Annotated in this window: 19 protein-coding genes; 8 read left to right on the forward strand and 11 right to left on the reverse strand. The window is 25.6% G+C overall.

The features are described 5' to 3' along the window. Positions 1–8: 8 nt before the first annotated feature. Entirely contained in the window at positions 9–740 is a 732-nt protein-coding gene (gene uppS / locus H0H40_RS02730) for a polyprenyl diphosphate synthase (RefSeq protein ID WP_185868974.1), read from the reverse strand. Positions 741–806: 66 nt separating this feature from the next. Beyond that, positions 807–1,691, reverse strand: coding sequence for an NAD kinase (locus H0H40_RS02735; protein WP_185868975.1), 885 nt, complete (start codon positions 1,689–1,691; stop codon positions 807–809). A gap of 71 nt (positions 1,692–1,762) precedes the next feature. Between H0H40_RS02735 and H0H40_RS02740 the strand changes: the two genes are divergently transcribed. Genes H0H40_RS02740 through aroQ form a run of 3 tightly spaced genes read left to right on the forward strand, consistent with a single transcriptional unit; the run spans position 1,763 to position 3,861 of the window. Next, complete coding sequence (locus H0H40_RS02740; RefSeq protein ID WP_185868976.1) at positions 1,763–2,695, forward strand: GHMP family kinase ATP-binding protein; 933 nt, start codon at positions 1,763–1,765, stop codon at positions 2,693–2,695. 12 nt (positions 2,696–2,707) lie between these two features. Further along, entirely contained in the window at positions 2,708–3,415 is a 708-nt protein-coding gene (locus tag H0H40_RS02745) for a pseudouridine synthase (protein ID WP_185868977.1), read from the forward strand. A gap of 2 nt (positions 3,416–3,417) precedes the next feature. Continuing rightward, positions 3,418–3,861, forward strand: coding sequence for a type II 3-dehydroquinate dehydratase (gene aroQ / locus H0H40_RS02750; RefSeq protein ID WP_185868978.1), 444 nt, complete (start codon positions 3,418–3,420; stop codon positions 3,859–3,861). Here aroQ and yihA read toward each other — a convergent pair. From yihA to H0H40_RS02775, 5 genes are read right to left on the reverse strand one after another with little or no spacing between them, the layout of a single operon-like run. Then, complete coding sequence (gene yihA, locus H0H40_RS02755) at positions 3,810–4,445, reverse strand: ribosome biogenesis GTP-binding protein YihA/YsxC (RefSeq protein WP_185868979.1); 636 nt, start codon at positions 4,443–4,445, stop codon at positions 3,810–3,812. The genes aroQ and yihA overlap by 52 nt on opposite strands. Continuing rightward, positions 4,420–5,217, reverse strand: a complete 798-nt coding sequence (locus H0H40_RS02760) for an alpha/beta fold hydrolase (protein ID WP_185868980.1) — start codon at positions 5,215–5,217, stop codon at positions 4,420–4,422. Before H0H40_RS02760 ends, yihA begins: the two co-directional genes overlap by 26 nt. Positions 5,218–5,229: 12 nt before the next feature. Further along, positions 5,230–5,961 (reverse strand): ribonuclease III family protein, encoded by a 732-nt coding sequence (locus H0H40_RS02765; protein WP_185868981.1) that lies wholly within the window; start codon positions 5,959–5,961, stop codon positions 5,230–5,232. Further along, positions 5,951–7,210, reverse strand: a complete 1,260-nt coding sequence (fabF, locus tag H0H40_RS02770; protein WP_185868982.1) for a beta-ketoacyl-ACP synthase II — start codon at positions 7,208–7,210, stop codon at positions 5,951–5,953. The genes H0H40_RS02765 and fabF overlap by 11 nt, the downstream gene beginning before the upstream one ends. 17 nt (positions 7,211–7,227) lie before the next feature. Further along, the gene (locus H0H40_RS02775; protein WP_185869350.1) at positions 7,228–7,503 is read right to left on the reverse strand and encodes an acyl carrier protein; all 276 of its coding nucleotides are present in this window, start codon (positions 7,501–7,503) and stop codon (positions 7,228–7,230) included. Between the two features lie 105 nt (positions 7,504–7,608). Here H0H40_RS02775 and H0H40_RS02780 point away from each other — a divergent pair, with 105 nt between their 5' ends. Further along, positions 7,609–9,177: a phosphoenolpyruvate carboxykinase (ATP) gene (locus tag H0H40_RS02780; RefSeq protein WP_394366753.1), complete on the forward strand. Its 1,569-nt coding sequence runs from the start codon at positions 7,609–7,611 to the stop codon at positions 9,175–9,177. On the opposite strand, the gene H0H40_RS02785 is transcribed toward H0H40_RS02780, so the two are convergent. After that, on the reverse strand, positions 9,164–9,787 hold the full coding sequence (locus tag H0H40_RS02785; protein WP_185868984.1) for a riboflavin synthase: 624 nt from the start codon (positions 9,785–9,787) through the stop codon (positions 9,164–9,166). The two genes, H0H40_RS02780 and H0H40_RS02785, sit on opposite strands and share 14 nt — an antisense overlap. A gap of 38 nt (positions 9,788–9,825) precedes the next feature. On the opposite strand from H0H40_RS02785, the gene pdxA reads away from it, so the two are divergent. Further along, positions 9,826–10,881 (forward strand): 4-hydroxythreonine-4-phosphate dehydrogenase PdxA, encoded by a 1,056-nt coding sequence (gene pdxA / locus H0H40_RS02790; RefSeq protein WP_185868985.1) that lies wholly within the window; start codon positions 9,826–9,828, stop codon positions 10,879–10,881. On the opposite strand, the gene H0H40_RS02795 is transcribed toward pdxA, so the two are convergent. After that, a complete protein-coding gene (locus H0H40_RS02795) occupies positions 10,861–11,094 on the reverse strand; it encodes a F0F1 ATP synthase subunit epsilon (RefSeq protein WP_185868986.1) in 234 nt (77 codons plus the stop codon). The genes pdxA and H0H40_RS02795 overlap by 21 nt on opposite strands. A 7-nt stretch (positions 11,095–11,101) precedes the next feature. Further along, positions 11,102–12,601: a F0F1 ATP synthase subunit beta gene (gene atpD / locus H0H40_RS02800; protein WP_185869351.1), complete on the reverse strand. Its 1,500-nt coding sequence runs from the start codon at positions 12,599–12,601 to the stop codon at positions 11,102–11,104. Between the two features lie 86 nt (positions 12,602–12,687). On the opposite strand from atpD, the gene H0H40_RS02805 reads away from it, so the two are divergent. The 3 genes from H0H40_RS02805 to H0H40_RS03105 all read left to right on the forward strand — a co-directional run bounded on the left by H0H40_RS02805 (position 12,688) and on the right by H0H40_RS03105 (position 16,260). Further along, positions 12,688–13,626 (forward strand): bifunctional riboflavin kinase/FAD synthetase, encoded by a 939-nt coding sequence (locus H0H40_RS02805; RefSeq protein ID WP_185868987.1) that lies wholly within the window; start codon positions 12,688–12,690, stop codon positions 13,624–13,626. Next, positions 13,610–14,947 (forward strand): hypothetical protein, encoded by a 1,338-nt coding sequence (locus H0H40_RS03100; protein ID WP_238785680.1) that lies wholly within the window; start codon positions 13,610–13,612, stop codon positions 14,945–14,947. The genes H0H40_RS02805 and H0H40_RS03100 overlap by 17 nt, the downstream gene beginning before the upstream one ends. Before the next feature lie 221 nt (positions 14,948–15,168). Continuing rightward, positions 15,169–16,260: a PD-(D/E)XK nuclease family protein gene (locus tag H0H40_RS03105; protein WP_238785681.1), complete on the forward strand. Its 1,092-nt coding sequence runs from the start codon at positions 15,169–15,171 to the stop codon at positions 16,258–16,260. On the opposite strand, the gene leuB is transcribed toward H0H40_RS03105, so the two are convergent. After that, positions 16,254–17,312 carry a 3-isopropylmalate dehydrogenase gene (gene leuB / locus H0H40_RS02815; protein ID WP_185868988.1) on the reverse strand — a complete coding sequence of 353 codons (1,059 nt, stop codon included), beginning with the start codon at positions 17,310–17,312 and terminating at the stop codon, positions 16,254–16,256. The two genes, H0H40_RS03105 and leuB, sit on opposite strands and share 7 nt — an antisense overlap. Positions 17,313–17,314 lie beyond the last annotated feature (2 nt).

Below are 17,314 nucleotides of genomic sequence, written 5' to 3' on the forward strand. Positions count from 1 at the left end.
TACGAAAATTATTCTACGTTTCCAAAACGACGTTTCCTCTTTTGAAAATTTATGATAGCTTCAAAAAAATCTTTTTTTCGAAAATCTGGCCACAAAATATTTGTAAAATACAATTCGGCATAAGCAGATTGCCATAATAAAAAATTACTAATACGCTGTTCTCCACTAGTTCTTATTAAGAAATCTACATCTGGTAAACCTTTAGTATATAAATGATTATGAAAAAAAGAATCATTTATATCTTTTAGAGAAAAAACTCCATCTCTAACTTTTTTTGCAATGTTTTTTGTCGCTCTTAAAATCTCCTCTCTCGCGCTATAACTTAATGCTAATATTAATGTTCCAGATGTATTATTTTCTGTTTTCTTCATAAAAAAAAATAGTTCTTTTTGAATAATTTTTGAAAATCTTTCAATTTCTCCTATTGTAATGATTTTCATATTTTTTTCATGAATTTCCTTTAAATGTATTTTTAGATTAGTTTGAAATAAATGCATTAAATCATCAATTTCCTTTTTTGGTCTACTCCAATTTTCAGAAGAAAAAACATATAAAGTAATATATGGAATTCCTAATTCTTTACATCCGTTTATAGTGTCTATTACAGACTGTATTGCTTTTTCATGACCAAAAGTTCTTAACTTACCTCTTTTTTCTGCCCAACGTCCATTTCCATCCATAATAACAGCTACATGATGAGGAATATTATTATAATCTATTTTTTCTAATAAATTTTTCATAAGGAAATCATCTTGACAAAGATATAAATAAATAAAAAACAAATACTTTTCATAAGTATATTCAATTCAATTTCTTTGATCAATTCCCCATAAAAGTTTTTCTCGTAAGGTTTTATAATAAGTATTCTTCCCTTCTTCAAGAAGATAAATATAGAAAGGAGCTTTTTGAATATACAATTCATTTTCCTTATTTAGAGAAGTTAATCTGGTGTCCAATGATAAAGAATAATATTTCACTCGACTATGTATTTTTAAATGAATTTTTTGATGATCTGATATAATTAATGGACGTGAAAATAAATTATGTGGAGATATAGGAGTTAAAACAAAATTCTTATTGTAAGGGCTAATAATAGGGCCTCCGCAACTCAAAGAATATCCAGTTGATCCAGTAGGAGTAGAGATAATTAATCCATCTGCCCAATAAGAAGTTAAAAATTCATTATCAATATATGCATCTATAGTTATCATAGAAACTGTTTCCTTACGAAGGATAACAATCTCATTTAATGCAAAGTTAAAAAACTTATTATGATCGGTGACTGACGTTTTCAAACACAATAAACTTCTAGGAATTATATTAATCTTTCTACTGAAAATCTTATCTATTTTCTGAATAAAAACATCTTTATTGAAAGTAGCTAAAAAACCAAGATTTCCTGTATTTACTCCAACTATAGGAATTCCAGAATCTCGAATAAATGGAATAGCAGATAAAATGGTTCCATCCCCTCCAAAAGTAAACATTAAACTAAAATCTTTAGTTAATTCCTTATAATGAGAAAATACAGGAAAATCTAAATTTTTAAATTCCTCAAAAGAGGACAAAATATCAAAAAATGATTTTTCAACATAAATTTCTATTGAATGATTGCATGCATAGCCGAGAAAACGACTTAAATATGGTATATTTTTTTTCCAAAATCTCTGTCCATATACGGCTATTTTCATTTTAATTCTTTTTAAAAACTGCTAAATTAATCAAATAAAAATTAATTTAGTTTTTATTCAATTTAAGGAACATGAAAGAATCTTTCTTTCCCGCAAAAATATTGTTATTTGGAGAATATGGAATTTTAGAAAACTCTAGTGGACTTTCCATCCCTCACAATTTATATAAAGGAACTTTAAAATTAAATTCCAAGTTTAATTTTAATAAGGAGATTGTGCGTTCTAATTATGAAATTAGAAAATATTACAGTTTTTTAGAAAAAAATTTCTTAACAAAATTAAATATAAGAAAACTACACCAAGATATAGAAAAAGGTCTATTTTTTCATTCAAATATCCCACAAAAATATGGAATAGGAAGTTCTGGAGCATTAGTTGCTGCTATTTATGATAAATATGCAAAAAAATGCGTAAAAAATATCTTTAAAAGTTTTTTTAAAAAAAAAGATATAATAGTTTTGAAAAAAATTTTTAGTAAAATGGAATCTTTTTTTCATGGGAAAAGCTCTGGAATAGATCCTTTAATTTGCTATCTCAACATTCCTATTCTCATTCGTTCAAAAACAGATATTTTCACAATAAAACTTCCAAAAAAAAAAAATGGAAAAGGTGCAATCTTTTTATTAGATTCTGGTATTCAAAAAGATACTTTTTCTGTAATAAGAATTTTTTTTGAAAAATTAAAAAATGATAATTTTAAAAAAATTCTAACAGAAGAATTCATCAAATACAATGAAAAATGCATCAAATATTTCTTAAAAGAAGACTTCAAAAAATTATTAAAAAATGTTAAAAAACTTTCTATATGGGTTTTTCATCATTTCCGTCCCATGATCCCAAAAAATATATGGAAAATATGGGAAGAAGGAATATTTCATAATGCACATTATTTAAAATTGTGTGGTTCTGGAGGAGGAGGATTTATTTTGGGATTTACTTCAAATTATGACTTATCAAGAAAAAAATTGGAAAAATATCTTATAAAAGTACTCTTCCGTTTTTAATTTTAATTGTCTATGAAAATTAGACTCAATCATTACTTATCTAACGCTGGAATTTCTTCCAGAAGAAAATCTGACAAACTTATTCAATCCGGATATGTAAAAGTTAATGGTAAACCTGTTTCCAGGTTAGGAACAATCATTGATACAAATGATATTGTCACATTTAATGGATCAAAAATAAAAATTAAAAAAAAGATTTATATATTACTCAATAAACCAAAAGGATATATTACTACCACAAAGGATCCATTCAATAGAAAAACAGTAATGAGTTTAATTCCAAATCTGTATAAATACAGAATTTTTCCAGTAGGAAGATTAGATTGTTCAACTACAGGAGTATTGCTTTTCACAAATAATGGACATATAGCCGAAAAATTAACTCATCCAAAATATCACATTAAAAAAATATATCATGTGTCTTTAAATAAAGAAATTAAAAATGAAGATTTATATAAAATTAGAAATGGAAAAATATTTCTAAAGGAAGGAAAAGTAAAAGTTCTTTTTGTAAAAAGAAACAGTCGTTCAAAACATAAAATTAAAATAGGATTATATGTAGGATGGAATAAAATCATTAAACGAATTTTTAAAAAATTAGATTATCGAGTTATTACATTAGATAGAGTTTTTTTTGGAGGATTCTCCAAGAAAAATATTAAAATAGGAAAATGGTGTTTTCTCAACAAAAAAGAAGTGGAAAACATTATAATAAAATGAATATGAAACAAATAACAATTATTAATGGTCCTAATTTAAATCTTTTAGGAAAAAGAGAACCAGAATTATACGGAAATGAAAATTTTTTAGATTACCTGAAAAAATTAAGAAAGAAAAAAATGTTCTCTAACATAGATATTGTTTACTATCAAGATAATAGTGAAGGAAAAATCATTGATCTTTTACATTATTCAGGATTTCAAACGGATGGAATTGTATTAAATGCAGGGGCATATACTCACACTTCTATAGGAATTGCTGATGCAATAAAATCTATACCAGTTCCTGTTATAGAAATTCATATTTCAAATCTTCATTCAAGAGAATCTTTTCGTAAAAAATCGTTTTTATCTCCTGTGTGCAAAGGAACAATCTTTGGTTTTGGTTTAAAATCCTATGAACTAGGAATTATTAGCTTTTGTTTACAGGATTTATTTTTTACGTAAAAATCATTTAATTTATTAACATATTGAATAATATTTTTTCTTCCATATCTTTTTTTTGCAGAAACTTTAAACCAGACGGGCATAGTAAATCCATTGTTTTTAAACATTTGAATGCAAAAAGAAATATTTTGTTCAATAGATTTATGATTTAATTTATCTGTTTTTGTAAAAACAATACAAAAATTCTTTTTTGTATTGTTTAATTTTTGGATAAAATCCCAATCTATTTTTTGTATAAAGAATCTACAATCTATCAATAGAAATAAACAAACAAGATTTTTGCTATAAAAAATGTAGTCTGAAATTAATTTTTGTGCTTTCTCTTTTCCTTTCTTTTCTGAAAAAAATCCATATCCAGGAAGATCTATTAAATACCATTTATTATTGATTAAAAAATGATTAATATATTGAGTTCTACCAGGAAAAGAAGAAACTTTAGCTATTTTTTTTCTATCAGATATGCAATTTATTAAACTTGATTTTCCAACATTAGAACGTCCTGCAAAAGCATATTCTGGAACATCATCAGTAAACATATTGATTTTTTTTGAACTCCCTTTAAATTTTGCAGAAAAAATCTTCATGATTAAAATTAAATTTAGAAAGCCATTTATCTAATATTTCTATAAACTTTTTAGGATGTTCCATCATTGGAACATGTCCACATTTATCAATCCAATATAATTCAGAGTCAGGCAATAATCTATGAAATTCCTCTGCTACCTCTGGTGGAGTTATATGATCTTGTTTCCCCCAAATTAAGCAAATCGGTTTTTGAATAAAAGATAAATCTTTAGACATATTATATTTCATAGCACTTTTTGCGATATATAAAGTTTTAATTCCTTTTTTTTTATCATTAACAATATGAAAAACTTCATCCACTAATTCTTTAGTAGCTATTTTTGGATCATAAAAAACTTCTTGTGATTTTTTTTTAATAAATTCATAATTCTCTCTTTTAGGGAAAGCATATCCGAAAGCTTTTTCAAACAATCCTGAACTTCCCGTAAGAACGATAGAATGAACTAAATCCATTCTTTTTTTTGCTATAATCAAAGCAATATGTCCTCCAAGCGAATTTCCCACTAAAGTAGCTTTTTTAATTTCTATCTCCATCAAAAATTTAATAATATATCTAGATAAATTGAAAATATTTGTCATAAATAATGGCATATTATAAATAGGCAATGAAGGAACAATGACTTTATAACCTTTTTTTGGAAAAAAATTTAATAAAGCTTCGAAATTACTTAATCCTCCCATTAATCCATGAAGCAAAATTAAAGGATGTCCATCTCCTTTTTTTATATGAGGAAACTTTTTTTTTCTATTTAAAATATTTAAAATTTGCATTAATTATACCATTTAAGTATTTTTACTACATTTGTTCTTAACAAAAAAATAAGCTTCCTTTGCTGACATTTCTTCCGATTTTTTCTTAGAAGATCCTCTACCTTCGGTTTGAATTCCACATCCTAATATAGTTAACTCCGACAAATAAATAATTATGTTTTTATCTTTGTCTTCTTTCTCTCTAAAAGTTTTAAAATTTATTATAAATTTATTCTTTTGAGACCATTCTATTATCCATACTTTATAACTAAAAATTTCATTTTGTAATTTCACAATATTTATATGATTTTGCAAAATCTTCTGATGTACAAAATTTTTACAACCTTTATATCCTATTTCTAAATAAATAAATCCTATTAAAGCTTCAAGTATATTCCCTAATATATTATCAGATATGATGGGTTGATTTAAAAAAATACCTGTAATAGTTAATTTTCTAGAAATTTCATTTAAATTTCTTCTACATACTATTTTAGATCGTATTTGAGTTAACTCTCCCTCTTTCTTATCAGGAAATTTTTCGCATAAAAAATGTGATATTATAGTATTTAATACAGAATCTCCTAAAAATTCTAATCTTTGAAAATGCACAGAATAATTTTGATTCAAATTTTTTCTTTTTGTAGAAAAATTATAAATAAATACTTTCTTTAAAAATTCTGTATTTTTTGGACAAAATCCTAATATTTTTATTAATCTTTCGACTATAATAGAATCTTCATGTTTTTTAGTATTAGATGACATCTGTTTTTTTAAATAAAATACAAACATTATGCCCTCCAAAACCGAAAGTATTGCATAAACTAACTTTTACTTCTTTTTTTATAGCCTTATTTGGAGTAAAGTTCATTTTTGGATTTATTTCTTTATCTATTTGAAACAAATTTATAGTTGGAGGGATTATTCCTTTTGTTAAAGGAAGTATAGAAGCAATTGCTTCTATGGCACCTGCTGCTCCTAATAAATGTCCTGTCATAGATTTTGTAGAATTAATATCTATATTACATATATTTTTATGAAAAACTTCTTGAATTGCTCTTACTTCAGCCAAATCTCCTAATTTAGTAGAAGTTCCATGAGAATTAATATGATCAATTTCTTCATATTTAACACCTGCTTCTCGAATTGCCGTTTTCATAGCTAAAATTATTCCTTTCCCTTTTGGATGAGGAGCTGTAATATGATAAGCGTCTCCAGACATTCCTATCCCTCCTATTTCTGCATATATCTTAGCTCCTCTTTCTTGAGCATGTTTATATTCTTCCAGAATCAGACATCCTGCACCTTCCCCTAAAACAAAACCATCTCTATCTTCATCAAATGGTCGTGATGCAGTTTCATAATCATCGTTTCTAGTGGATAAAGCATGAAGAGCATTAAATCCTCCTACTCCACTTTGTGTAATAGCAGCTTCAGAACCACCTGTAATCATTATATCGGCTTTTCCTAAGCATATTAAATGATAAGCATCTACAATTGCGTTAGAAGAAGATGCACAAGCAGAAACAGTCGCATAATTTGGTCCATGAAGTCCATAATTCATAGAAATAAAACCAGCAGTGATATCTATTAACATTTTAGGAATAAAAAATGGACTAAATCTAGGATATCTCCCTCCATTTACATAATCAGAAATGGATTCTTCTAAATTTAGAAGACCTCCAATTCCTGAAGACCAAATTACTCCAACTCTTTCTCTTTTTTCTTTGAAAAAATTAATTCCGCTATTTTTTATCGCTTCTTCAGAAGCAATAATTCCATATTGTGCACAAGGATCTAATTTTCGTCTTTCCTTTTTGCTAAAAAAAATATTTGGATCATAATTTTTTAATTCACAAGCAAATTTAGTCTTGTATTTTTTAGTATCAAAATAAGTGATAGGAGCGCATCCACTTTTCCCGTTAACAAGAGAAAACCAATATTCTCCTACATTATTTCCTATCGGAGTAATAGAACCAATACCAGTTATTACTACTTTTTTTAATTCCTCCATATCCATACATAAAAACACTAATCAGATTTTTTGTTAAAATCATTATTTTTATTCTTATCGATCAAAAGATCTTCTATAGCCTGTATGGCTTCTCCTACTGTTGTTATCTTTTCCGCTTTTTCATCAGAAATACTAATATTAAATTCTTTTTCAAATTCCATAATAAGTTCTACTATATCTAAGGAATCTGCTCCTAAATCATTAGTAAAACTAGCAGTAGGAACAATTTCACTTTCATCTAAACTTAATTTATCTACAATAAGAGCATTGACTCTGGATGCAATATCAGACATAGGATCATAATTTTTTTTCTTGCACAAAATTAGCAAACTTTTGTAAATCATATATAAATTTGCTTTATAAGTACGCAAATACAGAAGAATTTTAAAAAATATATGATGCTTTTTTCCCTGGAAAATTACGGAATATTTAATTCTCAAAACAATTATCAATTGACTCCTTATGAATTGCAAAATATAATTGTTCGAAATAAAATGGGAATTGAAACTAAATCAGGAGTATTAGCAATACATACTGGTTCATTCACTGGAAGATCTCCTGAAGATAGATTTATTGTAAAGGATAACATTACAGAAAAAAAAATATTATGGGATGAAAAATTTAATCAATCTTTTGACCCAAATAAATTTAATTTTTTATATCAAAAAGTAGTTCGATATTTATCTGGAAAAACATTATATATCAGAGATGGATATCTTTGTTCTGATAAACGATGTCAGTTAAATGTTCGTTCTATTAGTGAATATCCATGGTCTGATTTATTTATTCATAATCTTTTCTTACGATTTTCAAAAATCGAAAATATTTTTCCAGATTGGTTATTATTTTGTGCTCCAGGATTTCAGTCTGATCCGATTCATGATGGAACACGTAATAAAAATTTTTCTATATTAAATTTCTCTAAAAGAATAGTCTTAATTGGAGGATCAGGATACACAGGAGAAATAAAAAAATCTATTTTTTCTGTTCTAAATTTTATACTTCCCGTATATAAAAATGTTTTTCCTATGCATTGTGCAGCAAATGTTGGTAAATACAAAAAAGATACTGCTCTTTTTTTTGGATTATCTGGAACAGGAAAAACGACTATTTCCAATGATATCAATAGAAATTTAGTAGGGGATGATGAACATGGATGGACCTTTGATAACATCGTTTTTAATTTTGAAGGAGGATGTTATGCAAAAATATTTGGAATTTCTAGGGAAAAAGAACCTATGATTTATCATGCTATCAAAAAAGGAGCAATGTTGGAAAATGTTATTATGAAAAACAAAAATAAAGAAGTAAATTTTTTAGATGATTCTATTACTCAAAATATGAGAATTAGCTATCCTATTTATTTCGTAAATAATATAGAAAAAAAATTATTTTCTTCTAATATCAAAAACATTTTTTTTCTTACATACGATGCTTTTGGAGTTTTACCTCCCATAGCAAAGTTAAATAAAGCTCAATCTTCCTATTATTTTTTATTAGGTTACACATCAAAAGTTGCTGGAACTGAGTTGAATATAAAAAAACCTGAAACTACATTTTCATATTGTTTTGGGGCTCCATTTATGCCTTTACATCCTGTCCAATACACGAATATGTTAAGAAACAAATTAGATAACACTGAAATAAATGTTTGGATGCTTAACACGGGATTAACATCAGGAGGAAATCGTATTAAATTAAACGATACTAGAAAAATTGTAAAAAGCGCTCTAGATGGTTTCTTATCAAAAGTACCTTACGAAATATATCCAGTATTTAACTTTCAAATACCAAAACATTGTCCAGGAATATCTTCTCATTTGTTAAATCCAAAAAATTCATGGGAAAATGAAAAAAATTATCAAAATCAAGTAAAAATACTTGCAAAAAAATTTATTAATCATTTTAATTTGTATAGAAAATACACGGACAAAAATATCTCATCTGGAGAACCTATTTTAAAATAGTCCTCTTTATAAAGGAATCATAATATTTAAGATATTTACTGATATATTTTCCAAATATGTCGAATTCTACATTGACAATATCACCTACCTTTAGTAGGTGTAAATTTGTTTTGTTATAAGTATAAGGAATAATAGAAACACTAAATATGTATTTAGTATGGGTTATAATAGTAAGACTTATACCATTGATAGCAATAGATCCTTTTTCTATAATTGTGTAATCTAATTTTTTTCTATTCTTAAAATAAAATAACCAACTTCCATTTCTATTTTCTATTTTAATAATTTGAGCAGTTGTATCTACATGTCCTTGTACTAGATGCCCATTTAATCTTCCAAAAATCATTAATGCTCTTTCCAGATTCACTTCATCTTTAATTTTTAAAAAATTTAAATTAGTACGAAACAAAGTTTCTTCAGAAGCTATAACTGAATAAGTTTTTTCATAAATATTAATATTAATAACGGTAAAACATATTCCATTGTGACAAATACTTTGATTTATTTTAATTTCATCTAAAAATGGATTAATGAAAGTGATAAAAAGATTTTTTTTATCATGATTGAGTTTACATACTTTTGTTGTACATTCTATAATACCAGTAAACATATATATAAATAATTTTCATAAAATTAAATATTTATTAAATGAGTTATAGAGAAAAAAAAATCATAGTTGGGTTTACGACAGGTGATATTAACGGAATAGGCATAGAAGTTTTTTTAAAAGTATGTCGTAAAAAAAGACTTTTAGATTTTTTTACACCAATATTATTTGGCTCTACTAAATTATGTTTTTATTATAAAAAAATTTTAGAGATGGAAATGAATAATGTTCAAGAAATAAAAAATTTTAAAGAAGTAATGGATCATAAAATAAATGTATTCAATGTATGGAAAGAAGATATTAAATTCGAATCTATAAAAATAAATCATACAGATTCAGGAAGGTATTCTATTGCTTCCTTAAAAAAAGCTGTTCAAGCTTTAAAAGAAGGAAAAATAGATGTACTTGTGACTTCTCCAGTAAATAAAAAGTATATGAATTTTAAAGGATTTTCATTTTTTGGACATACTGAATATTTACAAAATATTTTGGAAGGAGAATCTTTAATGGTTATGATTCATGATACTTTAAAAGTAGCTTTAGTAACTAATCATATTCCTTTAAAACAAGTGACTTTGGAATTGAGTGTAAAAAAAATAATAGAATCAATAAAAATTTTACATCGATCTCTTATTATTGATTTCTCTATAGAAAAGCCAAAAATAGCTGTTTTAGGATGCAATCCACATTCAAGTGATAATGGATTAATAGGATATGAGGAAAAAATAAAAATAAAACCTGCTATTGATCATTTTTTTCAAGAACGAGGATGGCTAGTTTTTGGACCCTACTCTTCAGATAGTTTTTTTGGAAATCAAAAATACCGTAATTTTGACGCTGTTTTAGCTATGTATCATGATCAAGGATTAATTCCTTTTAAAACATTAACTTTTCATCATGGAGTAAATTTTACAGCAGGTCTTTCTCACATACGAACTTCCCCAGATCATGGAGTTGCCTATGATATAGCAAGAAAAGGAATTGCTAATGAAAATTCTTTTGAAGAAGCTATTTTTAGCGCCATAAAAATATTTAATAATAGAAAAGAAAATAGAAAATTTATTTCTTCTAAATTTTTACAAAAAAACAACAATTGAATTTTTTTTTACTTGAAAAATACCACCTTCTATTTTTATTTTTTTTCTTTTTTCTGTTTTCAAATATAATTTTATAAATCCGTTTTTTAATATAGATATAAAATAATCATGGTTTTCTAAAATTTGAAAACATCCACATACTCCAGGAGCTATAACGGACATTATATTTCCTTGGTATAATATTTCATTACAATTGATAATTTTTATTTTCATAATACAATCACATTTTTTTCCCAGTATTTATAACATCTTCAATAGTTCCTTTTAAATTAAAAGCTATTTCCGGAATATGATCCAATTCTCCATTTATTATCATATTGAATCCTTTGATAGTATCTTCAATTTTAACGAATTCTCCTTCAATCCCTGTAAACTGTTTAGCTACATGAAATGGTTGAGATAAAAAACGCTGAACACGTCTAGCTCTAGAAACTATTAATTGGTCCTCTTCACTCAATTCTTCTATTCCTAGAATAGCTATAATATCTTGTAAAGAATTATATTTTTGTAAAATTTCTTTAACTCTCTGTGCACAATTATAATGATTTTTATCTATTATATCTGGAGATAAAATACGAGAAGTAGAATCTAAAGGATCTACGGCTGGGTAAATTCCTAAAGATGCTATTTTTCTGGAAAGAACAGTTGTTGCATCTAAATGAGAAAATGTAATAGCAGGAGCAGGATCCGTTAAATCATCTGCAGGAACATAAACAGCTTGTACTGAAGTTATGGATCCTCTTTTTGTGGAAGTGATCCTTTCCTGCATAGATCCCATTTCTGATGATAAAGTAGGCTGATACCCCACAGATGAAGGGATTCTTCCTAATAATGCTGAAACTTCTGATCCAGCTTGAGTAAATCTAAATATGTTATCTATAAAAAATAGGACATCTTGTCCTTCTTTTCCCTCTACATATTGATCCCTATAATATTCAGCTAATGTTAATCCAGATAAAGCTACTCTAGCTCTAGCTCCTGGCGGTTCATTCATTTGACCAAATACAAAAGAAGCCTTAGACTCCTTGAGTGCTTCTTTATCAACTTTAGAAATATCCCAATATCCTTTTTTCATGGATTTCATAAAAGAATCCCCATATTTTATAATTCCAGATTCTAACATTTCTCTTAACAAGTCGTTTCCTTCTCTAGATCTTTCACCAACTCCTGCAAAAACAGATCGTCCTCCATGTCCTTTTGCTACATTGTTTATTAATTCTTGTATTAATACAGTTTTTCCTACTCCTGCTCCTCCAAATAATCCAATTTTACCTCCTTTTGGATAAGGTTCTATTAAATCTATAACTTTTATTCCTGTATATAATATTTCTGTTTCTGTTGATAAATCTTTAAATTCTGGAGGTTCATTGTGAATAGGTTTAGTTATAGATCTATTTAAATCCCCTAATCCATCTATACAATTTCCCAAAACATTAAAAACTCTTCCATTTATGTATTCTCCTATAGGAATACTAATTGGTCCCCCCAAAGATTCCACTTTTTGACCTCTTTGTAATCCATCCGTTACTTCCATAGAAATGCAACGAACATTTTTATCTCCAATATGTTGTTGCACTTCTAAGACTATTTTACTTTTTTTGGATAAATTAACTTCCAACGCATCATAAATTTTAGGGAGGGAATCTCCTTCTTTAAAAGAAACGTCAATTACAGGACCTATAATTTGAGTAATTATTCCTTTTAATTTCTTTTTATGCATTATGCAATCTCTTTTTAAATCATCTAGAAAAATAGATAAATTAAGTATCTTTATCTTTGTAAATGTAAGAGAAAAAATATAAAATTTTGAAAATTTATTCATTGATTGATGAATTTTCTTCTCTTTCTCCATGTATATTAACTCTTGGAATTTTTGACGGAGTACATATGGGTCATCAGAAAATTATTCAAAACCTAATTTTTAGATCTGAAAAAAAATATTGTTCCGTTTTGCTTACTTTTTATCCACATCCGAAAGAAATATTGGATCCTGATAGAAAATTTTTCTATTTAAATACTCTTTCTGAAAGAATATATAATTTGAAAAAAACAGGAATAAAAAATTTAATTGTTCATCCTTTTACTAAAAATTTCTCTAAATTAAATACAAAAAACTTTTTTCAAAAAATTTTACATTCTAAGTTTAGAATGAAACGAATTATTACCGGATACGATTTTCGTATTGGAAAAAATAGGAAAGGTTCTCATGAAGAATTAAAGAAATTTTCCCGTATTTATGGATTCCAAATTGATAGGGTTAGTCCTTATAAGGTAAAGAATAGAATAGTTAGTTCTACTAAAATCCGTGAATATCTTTTATTAGGAAAAATAAAATGGGCTAATCAAGCTTTAGGATACTTTTATACATTATCAGGAAATGTTATTAAAGGAAAAGGAATAGGAAAAACTATCAGTTTTCCAACTGCAAATATACAGGTAGATTCAAAAAAATTAATCCCAAAAAATGGAGTCTATGCTGTTAAGATTAATTATTTGGATAAAATTTATAGAGGAATGTTAAATATAGGAATTAATCCTACTATTGATCAAAAAAATCAAAAAATTAATATAGAAGTGCATATTTTTAATTTTTTTGAAAACATTTATGGAAAAAGAATAGATGTTTTAATAATTGATATGATTCGAGAAGAAAAAAAGTTTAGTACACTTCAAGAGTTAAAAACACAAATTGGAGAAGACGAAATAAACATTAAAAAATTTTTTTCTTGTGAAAAAAAAAATTGATCAAATAATTCAACACTTATCATTGTCACAGAATTTTAATCAAAAAAACATACTTATATCAAAAGAATATTCGATTATAGAATATATAAAAAATAAACACAGGTTAAAATTTAACCAAGGAATTGAATTTTTCACAGTGGAAAAATTCTTAGAAAGAATTTCTGGATTGAAAATTTTAGATAATCATTTCATTCTCCTATATTTTTTTCAATTCTTGAAAAAAGATGATTCTTTTTTCAAGAATTTTTTTGATTGGGGACCTAAAGTGCTAAACGATTTTCAAAATATCGATATTAATATAATTGATGTAGAACATTTTTTTTATTCTATTATTTCTGTAGAAAGGATAAAAAGTTGGAATTTCAATATTTCAGAAAATAAAGAAAATTTCTTTTGGGAAAAAATTCGTGAATATTACTATATTCTGCAATCTCAATTTTTAAAAAAAGGAATAACTTATCAAGGAATGCTTTTCAAAATAGCTCTTTCTCGTTTGGACTTTTTTTTATCTGAAAATTCAAATACCAATATTATATTAGTCATAAATTTTGTATTAAATAAATGTGAGAAAGTTTTTGTCCAAAAAATTATTAAGTGTGGTCATGGATTAGTTTATAATTTGCATGACAAAAACATTTTTACATCTACAGTTCAAAATAGATACATAATTTCGAAAGAACATAAAAAAAAGTTGAGAAATCTAAAAATAATTGAAGTCCCTAAAGAACTAGAACAAGTTAAAACTGTAGAAAATATATTAAAAAAATTAATTAAAAAAGGGACACCACCTTGCAAAATACTAATAGTACCTGGAGATAATCGTTTATTAATTCCATTGTTACACCCTATAAAAAAATTAGGAATAAAATTGTCGATAAACATAGATTATTCCTGTAAAGATATTCCAATTTATTATACATTTTATTATATATTTCAATTTTTATTAAGGAAAAATAAATTTAGAAAATTACGTAAAAAAGATATCATAAAAGTATTATCTAATGGATATATTAGAAAATTTTTTCTAAAAAAAAATTCTTTGTTAAAAGAATTAATAATTGAAAATGATTCTGATTTTATTTCCGAAGATATCATAAAAAAATATTTATTAAAAAATGACTTATGGATCATTTTTCAAATTCCAATTAATAACATAAAAATTATACTTCTAAGTTTTATTAGTTTTATTAGAAAATTGAAAAAACTTCTTTCTGAAAATGTAAATAAACATTTTCTAGAATTAGAATTTCTTTTTAAGCTAGAATCTTATATGCAAAAATTAAGAATGATAGTTAGAAAAAAAAAAACTTATTTTTCGTAATTCATGACATATTTAACATATATGAACAATTTGTTAGTACAGAAAGAATAAGATTTGTACACAAAAATAGAGAAGGATTATACATAACAGGTATTACAGATCTTTTTTTTAAAAATTTCGATACGGCTATAATAACTTCTTTTAATGAAGGAATAATCCCTCCTATAAATAACGAAGAAAATTATTCTTTTATTCCTTCTGATCTTCGTCAAATATTAAAAATGAAAGATTTTAAAAATGATATTTATTTTTCTCATTTTATGAGAATTTTTGAATCTTCTAAAAGAACATATTTAGTATATAAAAATCAACAAGATGAAATTAATTCCGGAGAAAAAAGTCGTTTTATTCATCAAATAGAAATGAATTATAAAATATCAATAGAAAAAATAAACAATCCATTTATTCCTAGAAATTTTATAAAAACTCCAATTATAATTGAAAAAACAAAATCTATTATTCATCGCTTAAACGAACTAATTACTCATGGATTATCTCCTTCTTCTATTCATTTATACAATTATAATCCTCTTTTATTTTATTATAAAAAAATACTTGGTATAGATAATCCATATGATCCAGACAAAATTTCTTTTAATAAGAAAAAAGTAGGAAAAGTTATTCATAAAATATTAAAGATTTTATATTATCCTATAAAAAAAGAGTTTATAACTCCTAACTATATTCATAAAATGAAAAGAATTTCTGATTCTATTGTAAAAAAAGTTCTTTTAGAAAAAGAAAAAATTATTGAGGGAGAAAATATGTTATTTTATTACATAATAAAAACTTATATAGAAAATTTTATTTCATGGGATGAAAAATGCATTCAAAATGGACACAATATTTTCATCAAAGAAATAGAATGCAAAGTTTCTACAAACTTAAATATTGGACCAAAAAAAATAAATTTACATGGTATCATAGATCGTATAGATGAATATGACGGAATAACTCGTATTCTAGATTACAAAATAGGATTTTCAAAAATTAAAGAAATAAATATTTCGTTAAAAAATATTGAAACTATTTTTCAAGATCCAAATTATTCGAATACTATGCAATTACTTATTTATGTTTATTTATGGTTTAAATCTTCTATGTTTTTTGGAAAAGAAAAAACACCTCCTATAATAGGAATTATATCTCCTGAAAAAAATGGAAAAATATTGCAAATACCTATAAATTTTTTTCATCAAAAAAAAAAAAATATTACATACGAAGATTATAGAAAAAATTTTCTACCATTTCTTCTTAAAAGAATTTCAGAAATATTAGATCCAAAAATTCCAATTATAGAAAAAATTTATTGATTTTGAATATATTTCTCTATAAAACTACCTACTTCTTCTGTTGTTGAAGAAAACTTGGAGTCGATAATATCTGATGTACACACTTGATCTTCTATAGATTTTTTAACAGCTTTTTCTAAAATACTTTTTTCTTCATGCATTTCAAAATGTTCTAACATCATAGATGCTGAAAGAATACATCCTAAAGGATTTGCTATATTTTTTCCTTTTGCTTGAGGGTAAGATCCATGTACAGGCTCAAACATAGATTTTTTGTTTCCTATAGAAGCTGAAGGCAATAAACCTAGAGAACTTGTAATCACACTCGCCTCATCTGAAAGAATATCTCCAAACATATTATCTGTTAATATAATATCAAATATTTTAGGATTCATAATAATTTGCATAGCTGCATTATCTATATATAAAAAGTCCAGATTGACATCTGGATAATCCAATGCTATTTTTTGAATAACTTCTCTCCATAATCTAGAAGTCTCCAACACATTTGCTTTATCCACTAGCGTTACTTTATTTTTTCGTAATAGAGCCGATTGAAAAGCCATTCTTCCAATTTTTTCAATTTCTTTTTTTGAATAAACACAATAGTCATAAGCTTTTTCTCCATTTTTAGAACGACCTTTTTCTCCAAAATAAATTCCTCCTGTTAATTCACGATATATTATAAAATTAACTCCGTTTAATAATTCTTTTTTTATAGGTGATTTATCAATTTGTGAATAAACTATTATAGGACGAATATTACAATACAAATTCATTTTTTTTCTTAATTTCAATAATCCATCTTCAGGTCTCATTCCTATTGAATTGTGATCATATTTAGGATCTCCCACGCAACCAAATAAAACAGCATCTGATTTTAAACAAATATCTATAGTTTCTTCTGGCATAGGATCACCAACCTTTTCTATAGCTAAAGATCCAGCTAAAACATTTTGATAATGAAAATCATGATTATATTTTCTAGTTATAGAATTTAAAACTTTTATTGTTTGTTTCATGATTTCAGGACCTATTCCATCTCCTTCTATAACAGCAATATTTTTCTTCATAA

Origin of the sequence: Blattabacterium cuenoti (genome assembly GCF_014252295.1) — a bacterium.
Classification (GTDB): domain Bacteria; phylum Bacteroidota; class Bacteroidia; order Flavobacteriales; family Blattabacteriaceae; genus Blattabacterium; species Blattabacterium cuenoti_V.

Coding starts and splice junctions, on each gene's coding strand:
- uppS (WP_185868974.1), bottom strand. CDS start 740: ATGAAAAATTTATTAGAAAAAATAGATTATAATAATATTCCTCATCAT.
- H0H40_RS02735 (WP_185868975.1), bottom strand. CDS start 1,691: ATGAAAATAGCCGTATATGGACAGAGATTTTGGAAAAAAAATATACCA.
- H0H40_RS02740 (WP_185868976.1), top strand. CDS start 1,763: ATGAAAGAATCTTTCTTTCCCGCAAAAATATTGTTATTTGGAGAATAT.
- H0H40_RS02745 (WP_185868977.1), top strand. CDS start 2,708: ATGAAAATTAGACTCAATCATTACTTATCTAACGCTGGAATTTCTTCC.
- aroQ (WP_185868978.1), top strand. CDS start 3,418: ATGAAACAAATAACAATTATTAATGGTCCTAATTTAAATCTTTTAGGA.
- yihA (WP_185868979.1), bottom strand. CDS start 4,445: ATGAAGATTTTTTCTGCAAAATTTAAAGGGAGTTCAAAAAAAATCAAT.
- H0H40_RS02760 (WP_185868980.1), bottom strand. CDS start 5,217: ATGCAAATTTTAAATATTTTAAATAGAAAAAAAAAGTTTCCTCATATA.
- H0H40_RS02765 (WP_185868981.1), bottom strand. CDS start 5,961: ATGTCATCTAATACTAAAAAACATGAAGATTCTATTATAGTCGAAAGA.
- fabF (WP_185868982.1), bottom strand. CDS start 7,210: ATGGAGGAATTAAAAAAAGTAGTAATAACTGGTATTGGTTCTATTACT.
- H0H40_RS02775 (WP_185869350.1), bottom strand. CDS start 7,503: ATGTCTGATATTGCATCCAGAGTCAATGCTCTTATTGTAGATAAATTA.
- H0H40_RS02780 (WP_394366753.1), top strand. CDS start 7,609: ATGCTTTTTTCCCTGGAAAATTACGGAATATTTAATTCTCAAAACAAT.
- H0H40_RS02785 (WP_185868984.1), bottom strand. CDS start 9,787: ATGTTTACTGGTATTATAGAATGTACAACAAAAGTATGTAAACTCAAT.
- pdxA (WP_185868985.1), top strand. CDS start 9,826: ATGAGTTATAGAGAAAAAAAAATCATAGTTGGGTTTACGACAGGTGAT.
- H0H40_RS02795 (WP_185868986.1), bottom strand. CDS start 11,094: ATGAAAATAAAAATTATCAATTGTAATGAAATATTATACCAAGGAAAT.
- atpD (WP_185869351.1), bottom strand. CDS start 12,601: ATGCATAAAAAGAAATTAAAAGGAATAATTACTCAAATTATAGGTCCT.
- H0H40_RS03105 (WP_238785681.1), top strand. CDS start 15,169: ATGAAAGATTTTAAAAATGATATTTATTTTTCTCATTTTATGAGAATT.
- leuB (WP_185868988.1), bottom strand. CDS start 17,312: ATGAAGAAAAATATTGCTGTTATAGAAGGAGATGGAATAGGTCCTGAA.